Raw genomic sequence first — 21,235 nt, forward strand, 5'->3', positions numbered from 1 at the left:
AGCGTTAGGGCACTGAAACGCTCAAAAAGTGGGGCGACGAGACGCTAGACCTCTGCCACATCGAAGAAGCCCAGCGTTAGGGCACTGAAACAGTTGGACGAGATCCTCCAGGCGAACGAAAGCCTGAAGCCACATCGAAGAAGCCCAGCGTTAGGGCACTGAAACAGACGCTGCACGTCACCAAAGACGGCGCAACCCTCGAGCCACATCGAAGAAGCCCAGCGTTAGGGCACTGAAACTACCTGCTGTTCCAGGGCAACGCGAACGCCGCCAAGCCACATCGAAGAAGCCCAGCGTTAGGGCACTGAAACCCCGCGACGGCGAGTACATCGACGGCGGCGACAAGCCACATCGAAGAAGCCCAGCGTTAGGGCACTGAAACTGCGGCGTGCCATAGCTGTCGCGCTGGGTCAGCCAGCCACATCGAAGAAGCCCAGCGTTAGGGCACTGAAACGTCAGCGCAGGCTTGTTCATCTCGGCTTCGAGGTCGGCCACATCGAAGAAGCCCAGCGTTAGGGCACTGAAACCTCACGCCGAGCCATGTGCGGAGCCTCGCCCGGAAGCCACATCGAAGAAGCCCAGCGTTAGGGCACTGAAACCGGCAGAGGAGAGGGGCGGCAAGCGCAGGCCAAAGGCCGGGAACGCCACATCGGAGAAGCCCAGCGTTAGGGCACTGAAACGGTAGGGGAGAGGGCGCTTCGGGCATCGGGACGAAGCCACATCGGAGAAGCCCAGCGTTAGGGCACTGAAACAGGAAACAGGGCTTGCGCTGCCTTCATCGCTTCGAATGCCACATCGAAGAAGCCCAGCGTTAGGCCACTGAAACAGACAGCAGCGGCAGCAGCGAACTCCGGCGAGCGCCACATCAAGGAAGCCCAGCGTTAGGGCACTGAAACACGAAGATCAAGAACCTGCGCCGGCCGCTGGCTCGTGGCTGGGCCGCTAGACCAAGGATTCGCTTACCCAGAATCGACCTGTCAACACGGAAAACAGCCAAGGCTTTTGTGCCACAGTTGTGCCACAGTTTTTCTGGAAAGCCTTGGAAAAAGCCGGAAAAAGCCAGACGCCTCACACGCAAAAACCCTCTCCCAGTGGGCGTTTTTGGAACATCACGGAAAATGCCGGAAAACCCGGATGAGTATTCGTAATCAGTAGGTCGTCGGTTCAAGTCCAACCCTCAGCTCCAAGAAAAAGCCCCGCCTAGCGCGGGGTTTTTGCTTTAGTGGTTTGCAGTAGGTGCGCCACCAAACGGGTTGTGCCACAGCTCAGTAGGTGACAACTTCGTCTCCAGCCGCGCCTGGCGGGCAGAAAGGACGGGTGAGCAGTTCCAGGAAAGCCCTGCATCGTTCGGGTTTCCAACGCAGGGCATCCACGAGATGCTGAGCACCGTGACGCACCAGGCTGACCGCTCTGCGACCATGTTTCAGGACGGGAATGGGATGGGTCTGGCCGAGCCAGACCCCCAGCTGCAAACAGAACATCCAGGCCAGCGTCACCAGACCAAAGAGCCGTTGTAGACGGCTTTTTTCTGTAATCCCCGTTCGCTCCAGGTCGAAGCCTCGCGTTTTGAAGCTGCTGAAGGTGCACTCAATTGACCAGCGCTGCTTGTAAAGCTTCCAGGTCTTCCGAGCATTGAAATCGGTAGCGATGATGATGAGGTCACCCACAGGTGACCTCGTCGCCACCACCCGCATCAACTCCCCGAACACAAACACCTTTTCGCTGATCTCGTGAAAATGACCGTGCTGGACATGCTCAAACCACTCTTTCCCGCTCATATCGTCCAGCATGTCGCTGTGCCGAATGCGGATGGCCCGCTTGATGCCCTGACGACGGAGAAAACGGAACCATTCCGCACCGATGAACTCACGATCAGCCACTAGGCCCAGCCAGCGTTTCGCTGGCAAGGCCCGAAGCAGCTTCAACACCAGCCACATCCGGGCGTACGTGTGACTGTTCCCGGACTCGTCGAGGGGCACCCAGATCAGGGGCAGGGTGAAGCCGTGGACCACGGCTCCAAGCACCAGAAAGTTGATGGGCGTCTCCCCGTGTTCCCAGTTGGTGCGGTCCAGACTCAGCAAAACCTTTCCTGGTGGCAGGTGGGCGACGAGCAGGGCGATGAAAAAGCCCATGTCCAGCTGCTCATCCCGGAAGGTCCGGTCTGCTCGTCTCTTCTTGCCCTGCGGGGTACTCATCCCTGGCATATGGGCACTCAGATCGTGATGATTGACGCTTCTCGCGGCAATCATCGCCAGGAGGACGTCAATGAGCCGCTGGAGCGTGTCGATGCGGAGATGACTGGCGTGCGCTTTGAAGTGCTGTGTGAGTACGGTAGCTTGTTGAGCAGTGGATTCTGTCGATTTCACACTCCCAGGAGACCGCGAACAGTCGGCCCCATCAAGCTTGATGGGGCCGACTGTTGATTTTTCCCGTCTGGGACGACATCGAACTGAAGTTGTCACCTACTGAGGTGCCACAGTTTTGTTTGCCACAATTCGTAGTGTTGAGGTGTCGTGTGGCTTTCGGGCTGCCTGTGGTACGGGACGCTTCCGTGTAGCAAAGCTTCTAGGGTCTGTACGGCAGAAGTGATCACAACCCTCAGCAGGCGACAACTTCGGTCTGCCCTCGTCCCAGAGGGAAAAAACCAACAGTCGGCCCCATCAAGCTTGATGGGGCCGACTGTTCGCGGTCTCCTGGGAGTGTGAAATCAACAGAATCCGCTGCCCAGCAGGCTACCGCACTGACAAGACACTTCAAAGCGCACGCCAGTCACCTCCGAATCGATACCCTCCAGCGCCTGATTGACGTCCTTCTGGCGATGATTGCCGCGAGGAGCGTCAATCATCACGATTTGAGTGCCCACATGCCCGGTATCAGCACGCCACAAGCCAAGAAAAGGCGGGCGGACCGCACCTTCCGGGATGACCAACTGGACATGGGCTTTTTCATCGCGCTGCTCGTCGTGCATCTCCCACCAGGGAAGGTCTTGCTGAGTCTGGACCGCACCAACTGGGAACACGGGGAGACGCCCATCAACTTTCTGGTGCTTGGAGCCGTGGTCCACGGCTTCACCCTGCCCCTGATCTGGGTGCCCCTCGACGAGTCCGGGAACAGTCACACGTACGCCCGGATGTGGCTGGTGTTGAAGCTGCTTCGGGCCTTGCCAGCGAAACGCTGGCTGGGCCTGGTGGCTGATCGTGAGTTCATCGGTGCGGAATGGTTCCGTTTTCTCCGTCGTCAGGGCATCAAGCGGGCCATCCGCATTCGGCACAGCGACATGCTGGACGACATGAGTGGGAAAGAGTGGTTTGAGCATGTCCAGCACGGTCACTTTCACGAGATCGCTGAAAAGGTGTTCGTGTTCGGGGAGTTGATGCGGGTAGTCGCGACGAGGTCACCTGTAGGTGACCTCGTCATCATCGCCACAGATTTCAGCGCTCGGAAGACCTGGAAGCTCTACAAGCAGCGCTGGTCCACCCTGTGCACCTTCAGCAGCTTCAAGAAGCGAGGCTTCGACCTGGAGCGGACCGGAATTACGGAGAGAAGTCGTCTACAGCGACTCTTCGGCCTGGTGACACTGGCCTGGATGTTCTGTTTGCGCCTGGGGGTCTGGCTCAGCCAGACCTGGCCCATCCCCGTTCTGAAGCATGGTCGGAGAGCGGTCAGTCTGGTGCGGCACGGTGCTCAGCATCTCGTGGATGCCCTCCGGTGGAAACCCCAACAGTTCATGGCGATCCTGGAGGTGTCAATCCAGGCTTTTTGCCCGCCAGGAGCGGCTGAAAGTGAAGCTGTCACCTACTGAGGGCAAAGACGAGTGAACCAGACCTCCTCAATACAGGCTTGGCAAGAGGCATTGCAACAAGCAGCCTGAATTTCAGGCTGCATCACGGGTAGTTTTACCTCGTTGAAGGTAATACGGATTCCGATTGAATCTGGTAGTTTCAGATTCAATCCGAGCGGATGCGAGTAGGAAAAAATACGGATTCTGCGATATGGATGCACAGGCGGCGCTTTCCCGACTGTGCAGGAATTAAGCGGAATCCGTATCAGAGCTGCGGAACTCAATGAAATGACTTGTCTGCTGCCTGCGCGATCTGCGTAGGCAGTTTTTATCCCCTTCACGGCACCGTGAGCTTTCGGCTCGTGAAAGTCCTCACTTTGCGCTTCGTAGCAGCTTCCTTAAAACACCCCCCAATAGCGATAGGCGGCGAGGCCCACGCCAGCAAAGAGGGCGAGGCCGAGGGGGTTGGTTACAGTTTTGTTCATGGGGAGTCCTCCCATACCAGCTTCCGCACATCAAGTGGAGAAGCCATCTCCATTTATGCTACAACATCGCCATGTCGCCGCAGCCATCCGCACTCGCCTCCCGCAGGCCCCAGCGCCGGGACGCCGCCCAGAACCGGGGGCGGATTCTGGCGGCGGCACACGAGGTGTTTGCCGAGCAGGGGCTGAGTGTCACGCTGGACAACATTGCCCACCACGCGGGCGTCGGCGTGGGCACCATCTACCGCAATTACCCCAACAAGGGCACACTCCTCGCCGAGGTCATGGCCGACATCACCCACACCGCGATTGCTACCGCGCAGGAGGCGCTTACCTTTCCCGACGCCTGGGAAGGGCTGCGCCACTTTCTGCATGAGACAGTCGGCCTCCAAGCGCGGCACCGGGCCTTGCGCGAAATCATGTTCAGCCCCGACAAGCTCGGAGCCGCCGGGCACGCGCAGGCGCAGGAGCTGACGGCGGTGCTGCAATCCCTCACCGAGCGGGGCCACGCTCAGGGCAAGGTGCGGGCCGACATCACCCACCAGGACTTGCGGGTGCTGCACCTGATGCTCAGCGCCCTGCTGGAACGCAGCGCCGGGCAGCCTGAACTGTGGATCCGTTACGCCGAACTCTTTTTAGAGGCCGTTTCCGTTCGTCCGCCGCCTCGCCCGCTGCCCCCCGCCCCCGGCGAAGAGGACGTCGCCCGCCTGCTGGCCTGGAATCCGGCCAAGGAGAGCCCCGCGTGAAAGACCGCTCCTACTACCAGCGTGCCAACGCCAAGCTGAACCCCGACACCGATTACCTGCAAATCTTCCAGAACCTCACCTTCCACGATTTTCCGTGGGATATGAATCAGGCGCTCAACCTCGCGCTCTTCCGCACCTACGGCGTGCCGTCCATCGGGTCGCTGCTGTTGCGTACCCGCCAACTCACCGAGCACACCCAGAAGCGCTACGACGACACCGCGCTGCTGCTGGAAATCCCGCTGAAAGACGGCCTGACCAGCCCGACGGGCCGCGCCGCCATTCGCCGCATCAACCAGATGCACGGGATGTACGACATCTCCCAGGGCGAGATGCTGTACGTGCTCTCCACCTTCGTGGTCGTGCCCGTGCGCTGGATTCGGGACTACGGCTGGCGCAAGCTGCTGCCGCAGGAGGAAGCGGCCATCACCAATGTGTACCGCGAACTGGGGCGGCTGATGGGCATTCAGGACATCCCCGAGACCTACGAGGGCTTCGCGCACCTGATGGATTCCTACGAGGCCGCGCATTTCGCCTTTGACGCGGGCGGGCGCAAGGTGGCCGACGCCACGCTGCGCACCCTAGAGGAGTTCTACCCCGCGCAGGCGGCCCCGGCGGTGAGCGTCATGAGCCGTGCGGTGATGGACGAGCCGCTGCTTGAGGCCTTCCGCTACGACGACCCCGGCAAGCTGGCGCGGACGCTGGTGCGCGGGGCGCTGCGGCTGCGGGCAGAGGTCGTCAAGTTGCTGCCGCCCAAGGAGAGCGTTGCCTTCTTCTCGGAAGGGAACGTCAAATCTTACTCCAACGGCTTCCGCATCGAGGAGCTGGGCACCTTCAAGCACCCCAAACCCGGCGAGGCAGGGCTGAACGGGGCAGGGCTGAACGGGGCAGGGCCGAATCTGGGCGCGGGCTGCCCCTTCCCGCATGGGATGACCGGGGCACAAGACGGCCATAAGGGGGCGGAAGCATGAGCGGGCGTGACCAGACAAAAGAAACCACGGCGCAGACGCTGACCCGGCTGGCGCTCGGGGGCTTCATGACGTTCGCGGGCATCGGCCACATGACCTTCGTGCGGGAGGACTTTCAGGCGCAGGTGCCGGACTTTTTGCCGCTCGACAAAGACTTCGTGGTGCTGGCCTCGGGCGTGGCCGAGATTTCCTTCGGCGTGGCGATGCTGGCGACCAAGCAGCCGCAGCGCCGCACGGTGGGGATGCTCTTGGCCGCCTTCTTCGTCGCCATTTTCCCCGGCAACATCTCGCAGTACCTCACCCGCACGAGTGCCTTTGGCCTGGACACCGACCAGAAGCGCTTTATCCGGCTGTTTTTCCAGCCCGTGCTGGTAGCGGCGGCGCTGTGGAGTACGGGGGCAATTGGCAACAAGGGGGCGCTGGGCAAACGGCGCGGCTGAGTTCCCGGCCCGCCCCGACCTCCCCCCCCCCACCCAGGAGGAACCCCCCATGACCGAGCAACAGACCATCCCCGTACAGGCCGCCGACATCAACCGGGCCGCCGAGGACTCGGAAAGGGGCCGTACCCTCAAGCCGATTCGATTGTCCGGTTCGGGGGCGCGGCAGGCTGAATTCCCCGAGCGGCGGCGGGTGGGGCAGTATTCCCGGCCCCGCTCTTTTTCTGACGCTTACCAGGAGTCCCCATGACCTACGTCCCCTACTCCCCCGAAGTCGAAACCTTGCAGCCCAACGAGCAGGAGCAGATTCACAAAATCGTGGAGCTGATGCACGCGGCCAACGTCAAGTCGTTTGACCGCCACCGCCACGCCATCCGCGACGCCCACGCCAAGGGGCACGGCACGGTGGTGGGCCAGCTCCAGATTTACCCCGATCTGCCGCCGCACCTCGCGCAGGGCCTCTTTGCCACTCCCCAGACCTACCCGGTGGTCATCCGCTTTTCCAGTGCACCTGGCGAAATCCGCGACGACAGCATCCCCGTGCCGCACGGCATGGCGGTCAAGGTGATAGGCGTGCCCGGCGAAAAGGTGCTGGAAAGCCAGAAGCACGAGCTGACGCAGGATTTTCTGATGGTGTCGCAACCCGTGATTCCCTTTGGCACCGTCGAGAAGTACCTGGAAATGCAGACCATCCTGGCGATGCAAGAAGACGCCCCCGAGGAAGCGCAGCGGGCACTGGCGGCGCTGGCACGCGGTACGAACAAGGTGCTGGAGTTCCTCGGCCTCCAAAACCCGCTCGTGCAGAATGTCGCTGCGCCCAACGAGCACCTGCTGGGGCAGACCTATCACACGATGGCGGCTTTGCGCTACGGCGATTACATTGCCAAACTCAGCGCCGCGCCGCTCTCCCCGGAGGTTCGGGCGCTGACCGGGCAGGTTGTGGACGCCAGCAAGAATCCGTCGCTTCACCGCGACCTGCTGGTGGATTTTTTCCGCGAGCACGGAGCCGAGTACGAACTGCGGGCGCAACTGTGCGTGGACTTGGAGCAGATGCCGGTGGAAGACGCCTCGGTGCTGTGGGACGAAGCCCTTTCGCCGCATCAGCCCATCGCCAAACTCGTCATTCCGCCGCAGGAAGCCTACAGCCCCGCCCGGCGCGTCTTTTCCGAAGACAAGCTCTCGTTCAACCCCTGGCACTGCCTGCCCGAGCACCGCCCGCTGGGGTCTATCATGCGCGTCCGCATCCCGGCCTACGAGATGTCCAGCCGCTTCCGCCATGAGATGAATGTGCAGCCCCGCGTAGAGCCAAAAAGTATTGCCGAGATTCCAGACTGACGCCGGGCTGAGGCAAGCGGCAACTGGCACACTGTTCACTCATTCCATTCCCGGCAAACTTCCCCTGGAGGATTTCACATGCAACGAATTTTGCCCCTGACCGCCGCCCTGCTCACGGTGGCCCTCGCCCAGACCGCTCCAGTTCAGACTCCCCCCGCGCTCACCCCCCGCACGCTGCCCGCGCCGGAAAAGCCCGTCAGCGCCACCGTCACCAGGAACGAGCCGACGGCCCAGCAGTTCACGCCTTTCCAACTCACCCGCTTTGGCAAGTTCTGACGCTCTGAACGCCATTGACGAGACCTACCCCACCTTCCTGTCCCTCTGCGCCGAGCTTGCGGGGCAGGGGGCCGGGCAGGGGGAACAGGGGGCGGTGCTCATCACCCTCGTCGGCAGCGGGGGCCGGGGCCAGGCGGCAGGCCGCCGCGCCTGGGCTTTGGCCGACGGCACCCTGCGCGGCACGCTCACCCTCGGCAGTTGCGCCGACGGGCAGTTGCGGCGCGAGGTGGAGGCGGTGCAGGAGAGCGGCTCGGGGCGGCTCGTTTCGCTGAACCTGGGCAGCGGGGACGACTACGAGTTCGGGCTGACCTGCTCAGGAAACGTGACCGCGCAGCTCACGCCGATGTCGCCGGGGCATCCCCTGTGGGCGTGGCTGGCGGCGCGGCGCGAGGCGGGCGAGGACGTGCAGGTCTTCACGCCGCTGGGCGACGGCGCGGGGCCGACCTGGGCCAGGAGTGCGGCGGGCGACCTCTCGCCGCAGGCCGTGCCGGACGAGGCGAAGGCCTTCACCGAGCAGCGTCCTGCCCCCCCCACTTTCCTCATCGTAGGCGCTGACCCGGTGGCCCCGCCGATGGCGAAGATGGCGCGGACGCTGGGGCTGCGGGTGGTGGTGACCGACGACCAAGCCGGGCGGATGACCCCCGCGCACCTGCCCGACGCACACGAGCGGCTGATTGTTCCGGCGGGGCATGACCTGCTCTTGCCCGACCTGAAGCCGGGTGATGGTGTGGTGGTGCTCTCCCACAACTACGCCCACGAACTCTCGGTGCTGGGGCGGGTGCTGGGCGGCCCGGCGTCGTATGTGGCGCTGGTGGCCTCGCGCCGCCGGGGGCAGGCCCTGGTGCGCTTCATGGCCGAGACGGGCACGCCGCCGGACGCTCTAGCCCACCTCCGCACCCCGGCGGGGCTTGACCTCGGTCTGAGTTCGCCTGCCGGAATTGCCCTTAGTGTGCTCTCCGAGTACGTACAGACGGTGCGGGGCGCGGGCGCTCAGCCCTTATCCGAGCGAGTGGAATGACCCGATGCCCACTCCTGCTGGGCGCGGGCAAGGTCAGCCGGGGTGTCGATGTCGCGGCCTTCCTCGGTGGGGCGCTCGCTGATGACCGCTTCCCCTCGGTAACGTCGCACGACTTCACGCGGTCCTCTGTCGGCGGCGGGGAGCGCCAGCAGTTCGGGAAACAGGTCACGCCGGAACAGGTGCGGCGGGGCTGAGACTTCGCCGCCGTAGCGCGTCAGCACCAGCGGGGAGCGGGTCTGGGCGTGCAGGCCGAGCAGGTTCTGATACGTCTGCAGGGTCACGAAAGGCATGTCCGCTAGGGCCAGTGCAGTGCCCTCTAGTCCTTCCGGTAGGGCTTGGAGGCCAACCTGAAAGGACGCCAGCAGGCCCAGTTCGGGCTGCGGCTGGGTGACAAATTGGACGGGCAAACCACTCAGCGCTGCCCGCACCGCTTCTCCCCGTTCGCCGGGTGGCCCCACGACCAGGAGGTGGTCAAAGTCCGCTGCCAGCACCACCTCCGCCGCCCAGCGCACCAGCGGACGCCCGGCCAGGAGGGCCAACGGCTTTCCCCCGCCCAGCCGCGACCCCGCGCCCGCCGCCAGAAGGATGCACGCCAGAGCCATAGCTCACTTTATACGGATTCCGATTGAATCTGGGAGGTTCAGATTCAATCGGAATCCGTACATCGTCCAGATAACCCAGACTTGAGCCTCTGACGGGTGCCCGCTATTGCGTTTTGGCCCGCGCCGCGACCAACCCCCGCGCGGCAGCCCACGCTGCCACGTCCTCCCCACCGAGGGCCGCCGCCATCAGCCCTGGGAAATGCTCGGGCGTGCAGGCGAATACGGGGATGTCGTGCGCGGCAATCTGCGCGGCGTACTCGTGGTGGTAGCTCGGCGTGCCGTCGTCGTCGAGCGCGGGCAGCACGATGACGCGCACGCCCGCTTCCCGGAACTCGGCCAGGCGGCGAATCATCTGCGGGCCGTCCGAGTCGTAGAGGTCGGAAATCAGGACAAACACATGGTCTTCGGGCGACTTCAGGAAGGACTTGCAATACTCCAGCGCAGGTGAGGTGTCCGTACCGCCGCCGAGTTGCACGCCGAACAGCACGTCCACCGGGTCGGACAGCTGCTCGGTGAGGTCCACCACCGCCGTGTCGTACACCACCACATTCGTCTTGAGAGCGGGCAAACTCGCCAGCACCGCACCGAAAATACCTGCGTAGACCACGCTGGAGGCCATACTCCCCGACTGGTCGAGGCAGAGCGTGACCGACTTGAGGTGCCGCCGCGCCCGCCCGTAGCCGACCAACTTTTCGGGGATGACGGTTTTGCGCTCCGGGTCGTAGGTCTTGAGGTTTTTCAGCACCGTCTTGCCCCAGTCGATTTCGTTCTGGCGGGGGCGGAGGTTGCGCTGCGAGCGGTTGAGGCTGCCCGTGACGGCGCTGCGGAGCGGTTCGGCCAGCCGCGCCGAAAGCTCGTCCACCACCTTCTTGACCACCTGCCGCGCCACCGCTTTGGCCTCGGACGGCATCGCGTCTTTGAGGCTCAGCAGGGTCGCCGCCATATTCACGTCCGGCTCAATGGTGTCCATCAGTTCGGGTTCCAGGAGCAGGTGGCGCAGGTTGAGGCGCTCCACCGCGTCCTTTTGCAGCACCTGCACGGTGGATTGCGGAAACAGGTCGCGCACCTCGCCCAGCCACGCGGCCACCGTCGGGGCGGATTGGCCCAGGCCCACGCCTTTGCTTTCCTTTTTGGTCGGCTTGTCGCCCTGCACTTTGAAGCCTGCGCCATCGTAGAGGGCGGCTAAGGCGGCGTCGAGGCGGGTGTCCTGAGCATTCAGTTCGCAGCCGATGCCGTCGGCGCTTTGGCCGCTGCGACCAGGGCCGCCGAGGAGGAGTCGCCAGCGGCGGAGGCGTTCTTGGGATTCGGGTTGGGTCATTCCTCCTCCCAGTCATACATGTCTGCCAGCACATATTCAGGAAGCCCCTCGTTGCCGTCTGGCAGAGGAGCGGGGTCAAGCTGCGGGCGGTCTATTGCTTCCAGCAGCTGGGGCGGAATGGAGGTTCCCTCTTTCCTCAGTAGGTGACAACTTCGTCTCCAGCCGCGCCTGGCGGGCAGAAAGGACGGGTGAGCAGTTCCAGGAAAGCCCTGCATCGTTCGGGTTTCCAACGCAGGGCATCCACGAGATGCTGAGCACCGTGACGCACCAGGCTGACCGCTCTGCGACCATGTTTCAGGACGGGAATGGGATGGGTCTGGCCGAGCCAGACCCCCAGCTGCAAACAGAACATCCAGGCCAGCGTCACCAGACCAAAGAGCCGTTGTAGACGGCTTTTTTCTGTAATCCCCGTTCGCTCCAGGTCGAAGCCTCGCGTTTTGAAGCTGCTGAAGGTGCACTCAATTGACCAGCGCTGCTTGTAAAGCTTCCAGGTCTTCCGAGCATTGAAATCGGTAGCGATGATGATGAGGTCACCCACAGGTGACCTCGTCGCCACCACCCGCATCAACTCCCCGAACACAAACACCTTTTCGCTGATCTCGTGAAAATGACCGTGCTGGACATGCTCAAACCACTCTTTCCCGCTCATATCGTCCAGCATGTCGCTGTGCCGAATGCGGATGGCCCGCTTGATGCCCTGACGACGGAGAAAACGGAACCATTCCGCACCGATGAACTCACGATCAGCCACTAGGCCCAGCCAGCGTTTCGCTGGCAAGGCCCGAAGCAGCTTCAACACCAGCCACATCCGGGCGTACGTGTGACTGTTCCCGGACTCGTCGAGGGGCACCCAGATCAGGGGCAGGGTGAAGCCGTGGACCACGGCTCCAAGCACCAGAAAGTTGATGGGCGTCTCCCCGTGTTCCCAGTTGGTGCGGTCCAGACTCAGCAAAACCTTTCCTGGTGGCAGGTGGGCGACGAGCAGGGCGATGAAAAAGCCCATGTCCAGCTGCTCATCCCGGAAGGTCCGGTCTGCTCGTCTCTTCTTGCCCTGCGGGGTACTCATCCCTGGCATATGGGCACTCAGATCGTGATGATTGACGCTTCTCGCGGCAATCATCGCCAGGAGGACGTCAATGAGCCGCTGGAGCGTGTCGATGCGGAGATGACTGGCGTGCGCTTTGAAGTGCTGTGTGAGTACGGTAGCTTGTTGAGCAGTGGATTCTGTCGATTTCACACTCCCAGGAGACCGCGAACAGTCGGCCCCATCAAGCTTGATGGGGCCGACTGTTGATTTTTCCCGTCTGGGACGACATCGAACTGAAGTTGTCACCTACTGAGCCCTCTTTCAAGTAGAAGCCCTGACTGGTGACCCAATCTTCTCGCATAATCCGGTCCTTGCGTGGGTCGAAACCGAAAGCCGCGGCCTTGTATGAGACTTCCAGCAGGCCTCGTTCCAAGGTGCGAACGATTTCGTGATCCACCTTGTCCCAGATGTCTTTTTCGTCCTCAACTTTCAAGAAGAAAACGGGGTCCATTATCCAGTACAGCGCAAGCGCAGCAGAATCGGGCATGCGCGGTTGCTCAATCATCCAAGCCAGAACGTCTTTATTGGCATCATCATTTGATTGACAGACATAAGATATCCAGTGTTCGTCAGGTGCATTTCTGAGATAGTTGATGACCGTTCGCGTGTATCTGTTCATTTTGCGTCTCCCACCCCCAGCAGCCGTAGCCCAGTCGCCACGGCCAGCATCCCCAGTTCGTCATTCACCTCAGCACTCGCGGTTTCCCGCTCCAGGCCGCGCAAATCTTCGCCCAATCGCCGACGCTCCGGCGGGCTGATGCGCGAGAGCGAACGCCGCAGCGCGGGCAGCACTTCCCCAAATTGTTCCTCGTCCAGTGCCACCACCCAGTCGTCCAGCAGCCCCAATGCAGCGGAGTCGTGCAGCAGGGTCACGCCGCCTTCGCCCAGAAACCCGTCCAGCCACGCGGCGACGGTGGGCACGTCCTGGCCGGGGGCCAATGCCGCGCCGAGGCGTCCCCGCACGGTGTCTTCGTCGAGAAGCTGACGGTCACGCAGCCGCGCCACCGCGTCCCCGCGCAGCAATGGGGCGGTGCCTTCGGCGTCCAGCGCGTGCAGGGCCAACACCCATTCCGCCGTCGCTTCGGCGTCGTCGAGCAGCCTCACGGCGCGGTCAGCCTCGGCCAACTGCTTTTGCAAGTCCTGCGCGGCGTCGTCTTTCAGGGCGTGGGCGGCATTGGGCAGTCCTGCGGCGGCGCGGGCGGTCAGCGTGCGGAAGACGGGGCGCGGGTCGTCTCCCTCGCGGCTGCGCACGTCGCCGTAGCGGGCGAGACGGGCCAGCGGCGGCAGAGCGTCCAGCAGCGCGGCGGTGTCGGCACTCGCGGCGCGTTCGTCCAGTTTGGCGAGGGCAAAACGGGCCGCGTCAGGCAGGTTCGCCAGTCGGGTGACTTCCAGCAGCCTGGAGAGTTCCGCGAGGTCGGCGCGGCGGGCACGGGACACCGCCGCCGCATTCGCCGCCCGCACCAGCGTATTGCCGTAGCGACTCGCCTCAATCAGCCGCACGGCGTACTCGGGTTCCCAGCGCAGCGTCCATTCTTCCTTGAAGGTGCCCGTGCCCCGCGCATGACTTTCCCGCGCCCAGGGAATGCCCAGCACGTTCAGGCGGTGAAAGAGGTGCGATTTGTTCAGACCCGCGTCCTCGCGCAGGTCGAGGGTGACTTCGCGGGTGGTCGCCTCCTGCTTGAGCCGCAATGTTTTGAGCGTCGCCGCGAGGTCTTGCGCCAGCGGCACGGCGGGCACCTCGGCGGGGACGCTGCCCAGCACCTCGCCCACGAAAAGCTGCTCGGACAGCAGGCGCAGCGGCGTGTCGCTGTCCCACGCAAACACGGCCTGCGTCGCGTCGGTGAGTTCGTCCAGCCCCGCGAGACTGCGCCCACGCAAAGCGGCCAGAGCGTCGGCCAGGCGCGTCGCGTCAATGACCTGTGCGCTGGAGGCGTCCAGCCCCTTTTCGCGCAGCAGCCGCGCGGAGCGGGTCAGCCAGCTTTCGGAGACGTGCTGCGGCGTGCGAAACAGGTGCGCGTACCACCCCGGCGAGGTGATGCCCGCGCCGTAGCCGCTCGCCTGCGTGAGCCGTCCGTGCGTCCAGGGCGTCACCGTGAGGCTGGTTTTGACTTTGGGCAGCCCCTTGAGGCGAGCGGGGTCGGCCTTTTTCTCGCGCTCCAGCGCTTCAGACGTCAGGGCGGGCGCGTGCCATGCGCCGCAGACCACGGCTACATCGCCTTTTTTCAGGGCAGTGCGGATGATTTCGCGCATCTGGGCCTCGCGCAGCAGGTCGCGCTCTGAGGTGTGGCCTGCGTCCTCTTCGCGCAGGGCGGCCATCACCTCGTTCACCGCGTCAAAAATGCCCTCGCCACGTGACTCGACTAGCGCGTCCCACCAGCGCTCAAAGTCGCTGTAGCCTGCCGCCTGAGCGAGCAGGGCGAGGGGGTCTTGAACTAACCCCTCTGCTTCGCAGCTTTGCAAGTCACCCTCCCGAAGCTGCGCTTCTCCTTCCCTCTCCCCTTGGAGAGAGCTTTTTTCACCCTCTACCTCTGGGAGAGGGTCTCGCGCAGCGAGGGGTGAGGGTTCCTGCGCCAAAGTCACCGCAGCGGGCAAATCCATGAACCCCACCGGCACGCCCCGTTCCAGCGCCCAGCGAATCGCCACCCACTCGGGCGAAAACTCGGCCAGCGGGTAGAACACGGACTGTTCGGGAGACAGATGCACATGCGCCAGCACCGCGACGGGTGGCACCGTGCCTTGGTCGGCCAGAAAGGGAATCAGCGGGTCGGCATCGGGCGGGCCTTCGACGAGCAGCGTGGCGGGGGCCAGGGCGTCGAGCGCGGCCAGCACGCTGCGGGCGCTGCCGGGGCCATGGTGCCGGATGGGGAGGAGGTGGAGGGTCATTCCCAGTCCTCCAACTCGTCTAAGTAGTCCAGTAAATGCTCGTCACCTGTCACTTCAGCTTGTTTCCTGAAAGCCACCGCAAAAGCCTGAGCTTGCCCAAGGGCTTTGCCCGCCTTCGCTATCTCATCAAAAATGTTGTCTGGGTCGAGGAAAAGAGCTTCACCACGTTCCTCAGTTTCTTCGTCGGCAAGAGCGGAGAGGATGACTTCCGTAACCTCGGACGGCGCATCTTTTCCCAAGTGATGAGCCAGCGCCAACGCCGCTGAGAGCGATAGGAGCGGCGCGTCTTCCCGCTCAAGTTGCGCTCTGGCGAAGGCTTCGACCTCCGAAATCAGCGGAGCCGCACAACCCAGAAAGTACAGCAGGGCGGCCTGCAAATCGGGGTCAGGCTGGGCTAGAAGTGCGTCCTGCATGGCCTCAAGTGCGGCGGCGTCCTTGGTTTCCAGAATCAGGTCACGGCAAAGGCGAGCCGCCGAAGTAAGGATTTCGGGCTGCTGACTGTGCAGATAAGGCAAGTAGACGGGCAAACCTTTGAGGAGCGCCGCCAGTACAGCTTCCTGCGCGTCTCCATGGCCACTACCTATAACCGAAAGCAAACTGAGAATGTCCAGTTCACTTTGGCCCGTCTCCAAAATCCCAATCAGAAACGGAATTGCGTGTGGCGTCGCGCTGTAAGTCGTCCACTGGTGCCACAGATTGCCGAAGGCGTCGGCATAGGCTTCCTCGTCGCCTGCGGCAATGGCCTCAAGCTGCGCGGGCACGTCCTCGGCGCTGCCGTAAGCGTGCTCCAAATTGGCCCAGTCCACTTGGGAAAGTTCAGAAAGTGGGCGACCAAATTTGCTGGTTTGCTGATTCTCCATGAGTTCTCCTTTTGGTTATACTTTGGGTATGAAAACGGCTATTTCGCTTGATGACCAGACGTTCCATGCTGCCGAAGCCTATGCCCAGCGCATGGGCCTGAGCCGCAGCGAGTTGTATGCCACGGCCCTGCGTCACTTCTTGAAGGAGCAGGAGGACGCAGCCATCACGGAGCAACTCAACGCTGTGTACGGGCCGCTGGGTGGCGAAGACCCCGAAACTGCCGAATTTCGCAAAGAAGCCGCCCGCCGTGCTTTTGAGCGCAGCGAATGGTGATTCAGCGCGGTGACATCTGGTGGGTTGACCTCGGTGAACCCGTGGGCAGTCGCCCCGGCTTTCGCCGCCCTGTGTTGGTCATTCAGGCCGATAGCTACAACCGCAGCGGGCTGAATACCGTCCTGACCGCCATTCTTAGCAGCAAAGAAGTCTTGGCGAATGCCCCTGGCAATGTGTTGTTGGAGCCTGAGCAAACGCGCCTGCCTAAGCCCAGCGTGGTCAACGTGACCAGTCTGCAAGTCGTGAACAAGAGCGAATTTCTGGACTATGTGCATACGCTGAGCCTCTTGGACATGCGGGCCGTAGACGCGGGACTGCGTCTCGTGCTGGGCCTCTAATCAACTCACCTCCCGGCACGCCAGATAAAACTCCTTCCACCCCTCGCGCTTTTTAATCGCCGTTTCCAGATACTCGTTCCAGACCTGCTGGTCTTGCACGGGGTCTTTGACCACTGCGCCCACCAAACTGGCGGCGATGTCGCGGCTACTCAGTTCACCGTCGCCAAAATGTGCGGCCAGTGTCAGGCCGTTCACCGCCACGCTGATGGCCTCGGCCACGCTGAGGCTGCCGCTGGGGGTCTTGAGTTTGGTCTTGCCGTCCTCGGTGACGCCGGAGCGCAACTCGCGGAAGACCGTGACCACGCGGCGCAGTTCGTCCAGCGCGGGCGGGACTTCGGGCAGGCCGAGGCTGCGGCCCAGCGCGTCCACGCGGCGGGTGACGATGCTCAGTTCGTCTTCGAGGCTGTCGGGCACGGGCAGCACGACGGTGTTGAAGCGGCGCTTGAGCGCACTGGACAGCTCGTTCACGCCCTTGTCGCGGTTGTTGGCGGTGGCAATCAGGTTGAAGCCGCGCACCGCCTGCACCTCGGTGTTCAGCTCGGGGACGGGCAGCGTCTTTTCGGACAGCACGGTAATCAGCGTGTCCTGCACGTCGCTCTGCACACGGGTGAGTTCCTCCAGGCGGGCGATTTTGCCCCCCCGCATGGCGTGCATCACGGGGCTTTCCACCAGCGCGGCCTCGCTCGGCCCCTCGGCCAGCAAGCGGGCGTAGTTCCAGCCGTAGCGGATGGCCTGCTCGTCGGTGCCCGCCGTACCCTGCACCAGCAGCGTGGAGTCGCCCGAAATGGCGGCCGCCAGATGTTCGCTGACCCAGCTTTTGGCCGTGCCGGGCACGCCGATGAGCAGCAGGGCGCGGTCGGTTGCCAGCGTCGCCACCGCGATTTCCATCAAGCGGCGCTCGCCCACGTACTTGGGCGTGATTTCGGTGTCGCCTGCCGTGCCGCCCAGCAAGTACGTCAGCACGGCGCGGGGCGAGAGGTTCCATTTGGGCGGGCGGGGGAACGCATCGGCCTCGGCAAGCGCGGCGAGTTCGTGCGCGTACTGCTGCTCGGCGTGCTGGCGCAGGACTTCGGGCTGAGGGGCTTCGGCGAGGGCTTGGGCTTTAGGGGTTTTCTTGGTCATGGGGTTTCTCCTTGAAGTTGGGCGAGAATTTGAGGGCGGACGGAAGCAGCGATTTTGTCGGCGTTTTGCAGCAATGTGCGGTGGAATTCTGGAAAAGGAAGCAGCCGTAGGGCGGCGGGAGCGGGGATCAAGTCGGTCAAAATGAGCGCGCGGGTCAATTCTTCCGCTGAGAATTCCGCTCCCTCGCCGTACTCCACCAGCGTTTTGAGGGCCTGATACGTCAGATGTGGAAATTCATGCTGCCAGCGCACCAGTACCGACAGCGGCATCACCGGGTTGCTCACCAGCCAGGAACGGACTTTGGGCGCGGGATGCTCGGTCAGGGCTTCCAGGCAGGCCAGGGGAGTCGCTGGGTTTCCTGCTGCCCACCACACCACTTCGGCCTGTGGGTGCGCCGCCAGTTCGGTCAGCGTTTGCGCAGGCGTGCGTTTGTTGGCGGCCACCTTCTGCAAGGTCGGCAAATCGTCCGGCTGAATGTTGACCAGTCGCGCCAGGATGTCCGGCAGCGTGTTGTCGCTCCTCGCCACTTCCCGCGCCAACTCTGGCCCCATCCTTGCCAGCTCCAGCAAACGCTCTGGCGGCGTTCCTTTGCGGCGGGCTTCGCGCTTGAGGGCGGCGAGGTCGGTCATGTCATTTCCTCCAGTATCCGCGCCCACTCGCGCCGCAGCCGCAAAATTCCGGTCAGCGAACGCCACGCGGCTTCAGCTTCGGCCTGACGTTCGGCATGGAGGTGTTGCTGGTTTTCCTGCCAGGCGGCAGGCGGATGGTGGGAACCTTGAGGGCGCGGCAGCACCAACGGCAACGGCTCAGGCATAGCAATTTCGGTGGCGGGGTCGAGGGACTGAGCGAGAAGGTCAAGGGTCGCTGGGTCGCGCTGCCCCTTCTCCTGAATGGACTTGAGCCACTCCACAACCTGCTCAGGCGTGGTGGTGGCAGGCACTTCGCCAGCTTGAGGCTGCCTGATACGGATTCCGATTGAATCTGGTAGTTTCAGATTCAATCCGAGCGGATGCGAGTAGGAAAAAATACGGATTCCGCGATATGGATGCACAGGCGGCGCTTTCCCGACTGTGCAGGAATTAAGCGGAATCCGTATGAGATCGCGCTTGGCCACCAGTCTGCGCGTGTACTCCCGCGCCAGTTGATGGATGGACTGCCCCAGCGCCCAGTTTTTCTTCTGGGCAGCCGTCGCCAGAGCCGGGCCTTGTACGCCTAACGTTTTACGAATAAGTTCAAAAGGCAGTGCCCCCAGCAGACGGTGAAGGTCAGAGTCGTCGTAGGCACCCGTTTTAACCTTGCCCAACGCTTCGGGGAGGTCGAAGGGCTTGAAAGAAATCTTGTTCTGCTGCACCTGCACCGCTTGCGGAAGCAGCGCCAGAAGTTCGTCTTGCAGCGGCCCCGGCAGATGCCCCTGAAGCATTCGCGCCCGCCGCCGCACCTCTGCCGAGCGGTCTTTTTCGGCGTGTTGGAGGAGTGGCAAATCTTCAGGGAGGATGTCCTGCTTCAGCATGTCCAGCAGGTCGCGCCGTCCGTCGGCGTCGGTTTCCTTCCAGAGTTCCAGGGTTTGCGCCGCGCCCGCACCTGCATCAGCTTCTCGCGCTTCCCGCAGGGCGTCCAGGCGGGCTTCCCACTGGGCCTGCGCCTCGGCTTTTTCCCAGGCTTTGTGCAGTGGGTGCGCGTTCAGCACAGCTTTGCCGCGTTCGTCCAGCAACGGCCACAGCCCCGCCGCCAGCGTCGGATGGCTCGCGTAAAGCTGAAGCACTTGCGCGGCGCTCAGCGTCCATTCTCTTGCCGACAGGTCGTGCAGGGCACTTTCGAAGGCCGGACCGTTCAGCAGTTGCCGCAGCAGCGGCCACAGCGGGGCGGGCAGCGGCTTCCCGGCGGGGGGCAGGGTCGCGGGGGGCGGTGTCTCGGCCCTCTCCATCACCGCGCCAGCGCGGGCGTGCAGGCCGCTCAGGGCCGCGCGGGCCAGCAGCGTGGCTTCGGGGGTCTCGGCCTGAACGCGGGCCAGAGCCTCGCCCAGTGGCGTGTGTGGTGGGGGGGGCACGTCGGCGCGGGCGGTGCCGCGGAGGGCGGTGGCCGCCAGTTCTTTCAGCGTCATGGGGTCGCCTCACTTTGCGGTGTCACGGTCAGCGGCAAAAAGGTCACGCCGTCCCATTCCCCGAACACGTAGGCAGGTTCGGTGTCGGCCAGTGCCCGCAGGTGCCACAGGTTCGGGGCCGAGGGGTGCAGAGCGGCGGCCTGTCCTTGTGCGTCGCAAACCTGCCCCGGTGCGAAGTGGACGGGGCCGAGCAGGACCCCGACCCGTTCCAGCCAGGGATTGAGCGCCAGCGCCTGCGCCCATTGACGCGAGAGGTCGGCCAGCGCGGAGGCTCGGGCAGGCAGCGCCGAGGGGCCGCCGTCCAGTGCGCCTTCCAGCACGGCCCGCTGCGCGAACGCCGACCGGGCGTAGGACAGTGCGCCGCTCAGCCGGTGCAGCGGCGGGTGGCCCGCGCCCAGCGGCTGATTCTGGGGCGCGAAGTCCAGCAGCAGGGCGACCTCGCCCCCGCCCCCCAGCAGCCAGGTCCGGCGCACGGTCAGGCGACCTTCTTCCTCGGTCACGCTGCCTGCCACCAACCAGTCGTCCGTGTCGCTGCGCGTCAGTCCGGCGCGGTCCAGCGGCATTCCCAGCGCAGTCAGCAGGTCGGCGCGTTCGTTCTCACTGAGGTTGTCGCGGCCCTGCCATGCCCGCACCAGCAGATAGAGGCGGCCCAGATGGGCCGTGAGCGCCTGCCCGTCCTCCTCGTGCAGAAGGTCGGGAATCTGGCGAATCAGCCGCGCCACGCCCGGAAGCTGGGCGTCCACCATTCGCGCCGCCTGCCCATCCCACTCCCCGTAACTGCGCCCGCGGGCCGCCAGAATCCCTTCGCGCACCAGGTCGGCCAGCCACAGCTCCAATGCTTCCAGCCCCGCCCCCATCTTTTTTTCGCGCTTGGCCCACGTTTTGGTCTGCTGCGCGGCGTCGGCCTCCTTCGGCTCGGTTTTCGGCTTCTCGGCGCGGGCCTGGCGACCTTCCAGCCACCTGCTCAGCTCCTCGGGTACGGCGAGGGCTTTCCAGTCACCCGCCCCCGAAGCGTGAAGCAGCAGCAGCCCCAGCGCGTGTTTGCACGGAAACTTGCGGCTGGGGCAACTGCACTTGGTGGCGATGTCCGGCGTGCGCAGGTCGGCGGCGACCAGATACGGGTGCGCCCCGCTGCCCTGCGCTTCGCCCCACACCACATCGCCGTCGTGGGCCAGGACAGGCCACTTGCCGGGAGCCGTGAGTTTCTGGCCGGCCTTCAGGCTGGCAGGGTCGGGGGCGAGGGCAGCGACAGCTTCGGGTGTCAGGGTCAGGGGCATGAACCACTCCTTCGTCGTTATGTTATTGGCGTAATTGTAAGCGATGTCTCTCCCTCTGGCAAGTCGGGAACGCTCCGGGATGAAGGACCTGGCTCGCCTGCCCCAGGGTCGGGGCGCGGTTTCATACGGATTCCGATTGAATCTGGTCGTTTCAGATTCAATCCGACTTGCAAAGCTGCGCAGCAGAGCGGATGCGAGTAGGAAAAAATACGGATTCTGCGATATGGATGCACAGGCGGCGCTTTCCCGACTGTGCAGGAATGAAGCGGAATCCGTATCAGCAAAAACCCCCGCGCTGGGCGGGGATTTGCCTTTCTCTGCTGTCTGCTTGCC

21 protein-coding genes and 1 CRISPR repeat array (1 of these 22 only partly in view) are annotated in these 21,235 nt (G+C 63.6%); of the genes, 10 read left to right on the forward strand and 11 right to left on the reverse strand.

The genetic code is table 11. The annotated features are described in order from the left end of the window. Nucleotides 1-896: a CRISPR direct-repeat array (repeat unit 37 nt; unit sequence GCCACATCGAAGAAGCCCAGCGTTAGGGCACTGAAAC) (it extends 2,563 nt beyond the left edge of the window). A 369-nt stretch (nucleotides 897-1,265) separates the two neighbouring features. Next, on the reverse strand, nucleotides 1,266-2,249 hold the full coding sequence (locus G6R31_RS03810; protein ID WP_164994000.1) for an IS4 family transposase: 984 nt from the start codon (nucleotides 2,247-2,249) through the stop codon (nucleotides 1,266-1,268). Nucleotides 2,250-2,818: 569 nt separating this feature from the next. On the opposite strand from G6R31_RS03810, the gene G6R31_RS03815 reads away from it, so the two are divergent. From G6R31_RS03815 to G6R31_RS03850, 8 genes are all read left to right on the forward strand, one after another. After that, nucleotides 2,819-3,802 carry a transposase gene (locus G6R31_RS03815; protein WP_164994001.1) on the forward strand — a complete coding sequence of 328 codons (984 nt, stop codon included), beginning with the start codon at nucleotides 2,819-2,821 and terminating at the stop codon, nucleotides 3,800-3,802. 535 nt (nucleotides 3,803-4,337) lie between these two features. Then, nucleotides 4,338-5,009, forward strand: coding sequence for a TetR/AcrR family transcriptional regulator (locus G6R31_RS03820; protein ID WP_017872043.1), 672 nt, complete (start codon nucleotides 4,338-4,340; stop codon nucleotides 5,007-5,009). Continuing rightward, nucleotides 5,006-5,977, forward strand: a complete 972-nt coding sequence (locus G6R31_RS03825; RefSeq protein WP_017872042.1) for an oxygenase MpaB family protein — start codon at nucleotides 5,006-5,008, stop codon at nucleotides 5,975-5,977. The genes G6R31_RS03820 and G6R31_RS03825 overlap by 4 nt, the downstream gene beginning before the upstream one ends. Continuing rightward, a complete protein-coding gene (locus G6R31_RS03830; RefSeq protein ID WP_017872041.1) occupies nucleotides 5,974-6,414 on the forward strand; it encodes a DoxX family protein in 441 nt (146 codons plus the stop codon). The genes G6R31_RS03825 and G6R31_RS03830 overlap by 4 nt, the downstream gene beginning before the upstream one ends. Before the next feature lie 49 nt (nucleotides 6,415-6,463). After that, complete coding sequence (locus G6R31_RS03835; protein ID WP_164993959.1) at nucleotides 6,464-6,661, forward strand: hypothetical protein; 198 nt, start codon at nucleotides 6,464-6,466, stop codon at nucleotides 6,659-6,661. Further along, entirely contained in the window at nucleotides 6,658-7,746 is a 1,089-nt protein-coding gene (locus G6R31_RS03840) for a catalase family protein (RefSeq protein ID WP_017871997.1), read from the forward strand. Before G6R31_RS03835 ends, G6R31_RS03840 begins: the two co-directional genes overlap by 4 nt. 78 nt (nucleotides 7,747-7,824) lie before the next feature. Next, nucleotides 7,825-8,022 carry a hypothetical protein gene (locus G6R31_RS03845; RefSeq protein ID WP_017871998.1) on the forward strand — a complete coding sequence of 66 codons (198 nt, stop codon included), beginning with the start codon at nucleotides 7,825-7,827 and terminating at the stop codon, nucleotides 8,020-8,022. Then, a complete protein-coding gene (locus tag G6R31_RS03850; RefSeq protein WP_017871999.1) occupies nucleotides 8,009-9,040 on the forward strand; it encodes an XdhC family protein in 1,032 nt (343 codons plus the stop codon). The genes G6R31_RS03845 and G6R31_RS03850 overlap by 14 nt, the downstream gene beginning before the upstream one ends. On the opposite strand, the gene G6R31_RS03855 is transcribed toward G6R31_RS03850, so the two are convergent. The 6 genes from G6R31_RS03855 to G6R31_RS03880 form a co-directional block, all read right to left on the reverse strand. Then, entirely contained in the window at nucleotides 9,013-9,642 is a 630-nt protein-coding gene (locus G6R31_RS03855) for a nucleotidyltransferase family protein (RefSeq protein ID WP_017872000.1), read from the reverse strand. The genes G6R31_RS03850 and G6R31_RS03855 overlap by 28 nt on opposite strands. Nucleotides 9,643-9,745: 103 nt before the next feature. Next, nucleotides 9,746-10,960 (reverse strand): VWA domain-containing protein, encoded by a 1,215-nt coding sequence (locus G6R31_RS03860; RefSeq protein ID WP_017872001.1) that lies wholly within the window; start codon nucleotides 10,958-10,960, stop codon nucleotides 9,746-9,748. Nucleotides 10,961-11,096: 136 nt separating this feature from the next. Next, the gene (locus G6R31_RS03865) at nucleotides 11,097-12,080 is read right to left on the reverse strand and encodes an IS4 family transposase (protein WP_164994000.1); all 984 of its coding nucleotides are present in this window, start codon (nucleotides 12,078-12,080) and stop codon (nucleotides 11,097-11,099) included. Nucleotides 12,081-12,228: 148 nt separating this feature from the next. After that, nucleotides 12,229-12,666 carry a DUF4274 domain-containing protein gene (locus G6R31_RS03870; RefSeq protein ID WP_164993960.1) on the reverse strand — a complete coding sequence of 146 codons (438 nt, stop codon included), beginning with the start codon at nucleotides 12,664-12,666 and terminating at the stop codon, nucleotides 12,229-12,231. After that, nucleotides 12,663-14,930 (reverse strand): DUF5682 family protein, encoded by a 2,268-nt coding sequence (locus G6R31_RS03875; RefSeq protein ID WP_017871836.1) that lies wholly within the window; start codon nucleotides 14,928-14,930, stop codon nucleotides 12,663-12,665. Before G6R31_RS03875 ends, G6R31_RS03870 begins: the two co-directional genes overlap by 4 nt. Next, nucleotides 14,927-15,790 (reverse strand): hypothetical protein, encoded by an 864-nt coding sequence (locus G6R31_RS03880; RefSeq protein ID WP_017871835.1) that lies wholly within the window; start codon nucleotides 15,788-15,790, stop codon nucleotides 14,927-14,929. Before G6R31_RS03880 ends, G6R31_RS03875 begins: the two co-directional genes overlap by 4 nt. A gap of 28 nt (nucleotides 15,791-15,818) precedes the next feature. On the opposite strand from G6R31_RS03880, the gene G6R31_RS03885 reads away from it, so the two are divergent. Together G6R31_RS03885 and G6R31_RS03890 are read left to right on the forward strand one after the other, a co-directional pair. Then, complete coding sequence (locus G6R31_RS03885; protein ID WP_017871834.1) at nucleotides 15,819-16,064, forward strand: hypothetical protein; 246 nt, start codon at nucleotides 15,819-15,821, stop codon at nucleotides 16,062-16,064. Continuing rightward, nucleotides 16,058-16,402, forward strand: a complete 345-nt coding sequence (locus G6R31_RS03890; protein WP_017871833.1) for a type II toxin-antitoxin system PemK/MazF family toxin — start codon at nucleotides 16,058-16,060, stop codon at nucleotides 16,400-16,402. The genes G6R31_RS03885 and G6R31_RS03890 overlap by 7 nt, the downstream gene beginning before the upstream one ends. Here the strand turns inward: G6R31_RS03890 and G6R31_RS03895 are convergent, their stop codons facing one another. From G6R31_RS03895 to G6R31_RS03910, 4 genes are read right to left on the reverse strand one after another with little or no spacing between them, the layout of a single operon-like run. Beyond that, on the reverse strand, nucleotides 16,403-17,524 hold the full coding sequence (locus G6R31_RS03895) for an ATP-binding protein (RefSeq protein WP_017871832.1): 1,122 nt from the start codon (nucleotides 17,522-17,524) through the stop codon (nucleotides 16,403-16,405). Continuing rightward, complete coding sequence (locus G6R31_RS03900; protein WP_017871831.1) at nucleotides 17,521-18,153, reverse strand: hypothetical protein; 633 nt, start codon at nucleotides 18,151-18,153, stop codon at nucleotides 17,521-17,523. The genes G6R31_RS03895 and G6R31_RS03900 overlap by 4 nt, the downstream gene beginning before the upstream one ends. Next, nucleotides 18,150-19,625 carry a DUF5691 domain-containing protein gene (locus tag G6R31_RS03905; protein WP_017871830.1) on the reverse strand — a complete coding sequence of 492 codons (1,476 nt, stop codon included), beginning with the start codon at nucleotides 19,623-19,625 and terminating at the stop codon, nucleotides 18,150-18,152. The genes G6R31_RS03900 and G6R31_RS03905 overlap by 4 nt, the downstream gene beginning before the upstream one ends. Continuing rightward, complete coding sequence (locus G6R31_RS03910; RefSeq protein ID WP_017871829.1) at nucleotides 19,622-20,902, reverse strand: SWIM zinc finger family protein; 1,281 nt, start codon at nucleotides 20,900-20,902, stop codon at nucleotides 19,622-19,624. Before G6R31_RS03910 ends, G6R31_RS03905 begins: the two co-directional genes overlap by 4 nt. Nucleotides 20,903-21,235 lie beyond the last annotated feature (333 nt).

Source organism: Deinococcus wulumuqiensis R12 (assembly GCF_011067105.1).
Lineage (GTDB): Bacteria > Deinococcota > Deinococci > Deinococcales > Deinococcaceae > Deinococcus > Deinococcus wulumuqiensis.

Bases quoted from the DNA above. Each gene is read 5' to 3' on its own strand.
- G6R31_RS03910 (WP_017871829.1), bottom strand. From the start codon at position 20,902: ATGCCCCTGACCCTGACACCCGAAGCTGTCGCTGCCCTCGCCCCCGAC.
- G6R31_RS03870 (WP_164993960.1), bottom strand. From the start codon at position 12,666: ATGAACAGATACACGCGAACGGTCATCAACTATCTCAGAAATGCACCT.
- G6R31_RS03890 (WP_017871833.1), top strand. From the start codon at position 16,058: ATGGTGATTCAGCGCGGTGACATCTGGTGGGTTGACCTCGGTGAACCC.
- G6R31_RS03865 (WP_164994000.1), bottom strand. From the start codon at position 12,080: ATGATTGCCGCGAGAAGCGTCAATCATCACGATCTGAGTGCCCATATG.
- G6R31_RS03845 (WP_017871998.1), top strand. From the start codon at position 7,825: ATGCAACGAATTTTGCCCCTGACCGCCGCCCTGCTCACGGTGGCCCTC.
- G6R31_RS03810 (WP_164994000.1), bottom strand. From the start codon at position 2,249: ATGATTGCCGCGAGAAGCGTCAATCATCACGATCTGAGTGCCCATATG.
- G6R31_RS03900 (WP_017871831.1), bottom strand. From the start codon at position 18,153: ATGACCGACCTCGCCGCCCTCAAGCGCGAAGCCCGCCGCAAAGGAACG.
- G6R31_RS03885 (WP_017871834.1), top strand. From the start codon at position 15,819: ATGAAAACGGCTATTTCGCTTGATGACCAGACGTTCCATGCTGCCGAA.
- G6R31_RS03830 (WP_017872041.1), top strand. From the start codon at position 5,974: ATGAGCGGGCGTGACCAGACAAAAGAAACCACGGCGCAGACGCTGACC.
- G6R31_RS03820 (WP_017872043.1), top strand. From the start codon at position 4,338: ATGTCGCCGCAGCCATCCGCACTCGCCTCCCGCAGGCCCCAGCGCCGG.
- G6R31_RS03905 (WP_017871830.1), bottom strand. From the start codon at position 19,625: ATGACGCTGAAAGAACTGGCGGCCACCGCCCTCCGCGGCACCGCCCGC.
- G6R31_RS03880 (WP_017871835.1), bottom strand. From the start codon at position 15,790: ATGGAGAATCAGCAAACCAGCAAATTTGGTCGCCCACTTTCTGAACTT.
- G6R31_RS03840 (WP_017871997.1), top strand. From the start codon at position 6,658: ATGACCTACGTCCCCTACTCCCCCGAAGTCGAAACCTTGCAGCCCAAC.
- G6R31_RS03860 (WP_017872001.1), bottom strand. From the start codon at position 10,960: ATGACCCAACCCGAATCCCAAGAACGCCTCCGCCGCTGGCGACTCCTC.
- G6R31_RS03875 (WP_017871836.1), bottom strand. From the start codon at position 14,930: ATGACCCTCCACCTCCTCCCCATCCGGCACCATGGCCCCGGCAGCGCC.
- G6R31_RS03815 (WP_164994001.1), top strand. From the start codon at position 2,819: ATGATTGCCGCGAGGAGCGTCAATCATCACGATTTGAGTGCCCACATG.
- G6R31_RS03835 (WP_164993959.1), top strand. From the start codon at position 6,464: ATGACCGAGCAACAGACCATCCCCGTACAGGCCGCCGACATCAACCGG.
- G6R31_RS03895 (WP_017871832.1), bottom strand. From the start codon at position 17,524: ATGACCAAGAAAACCCCTAAAGCCCAAGCCCTCGCCGAAGCCCCTCAG.
- G6R31_RS03855 (WP_017872000.1), bottom strand. From the start codon at position 9,642: ATGGCTCTGGCGTGCATCCTTCTGGCGGCGGGCGCGGGGTCGCGGCTG.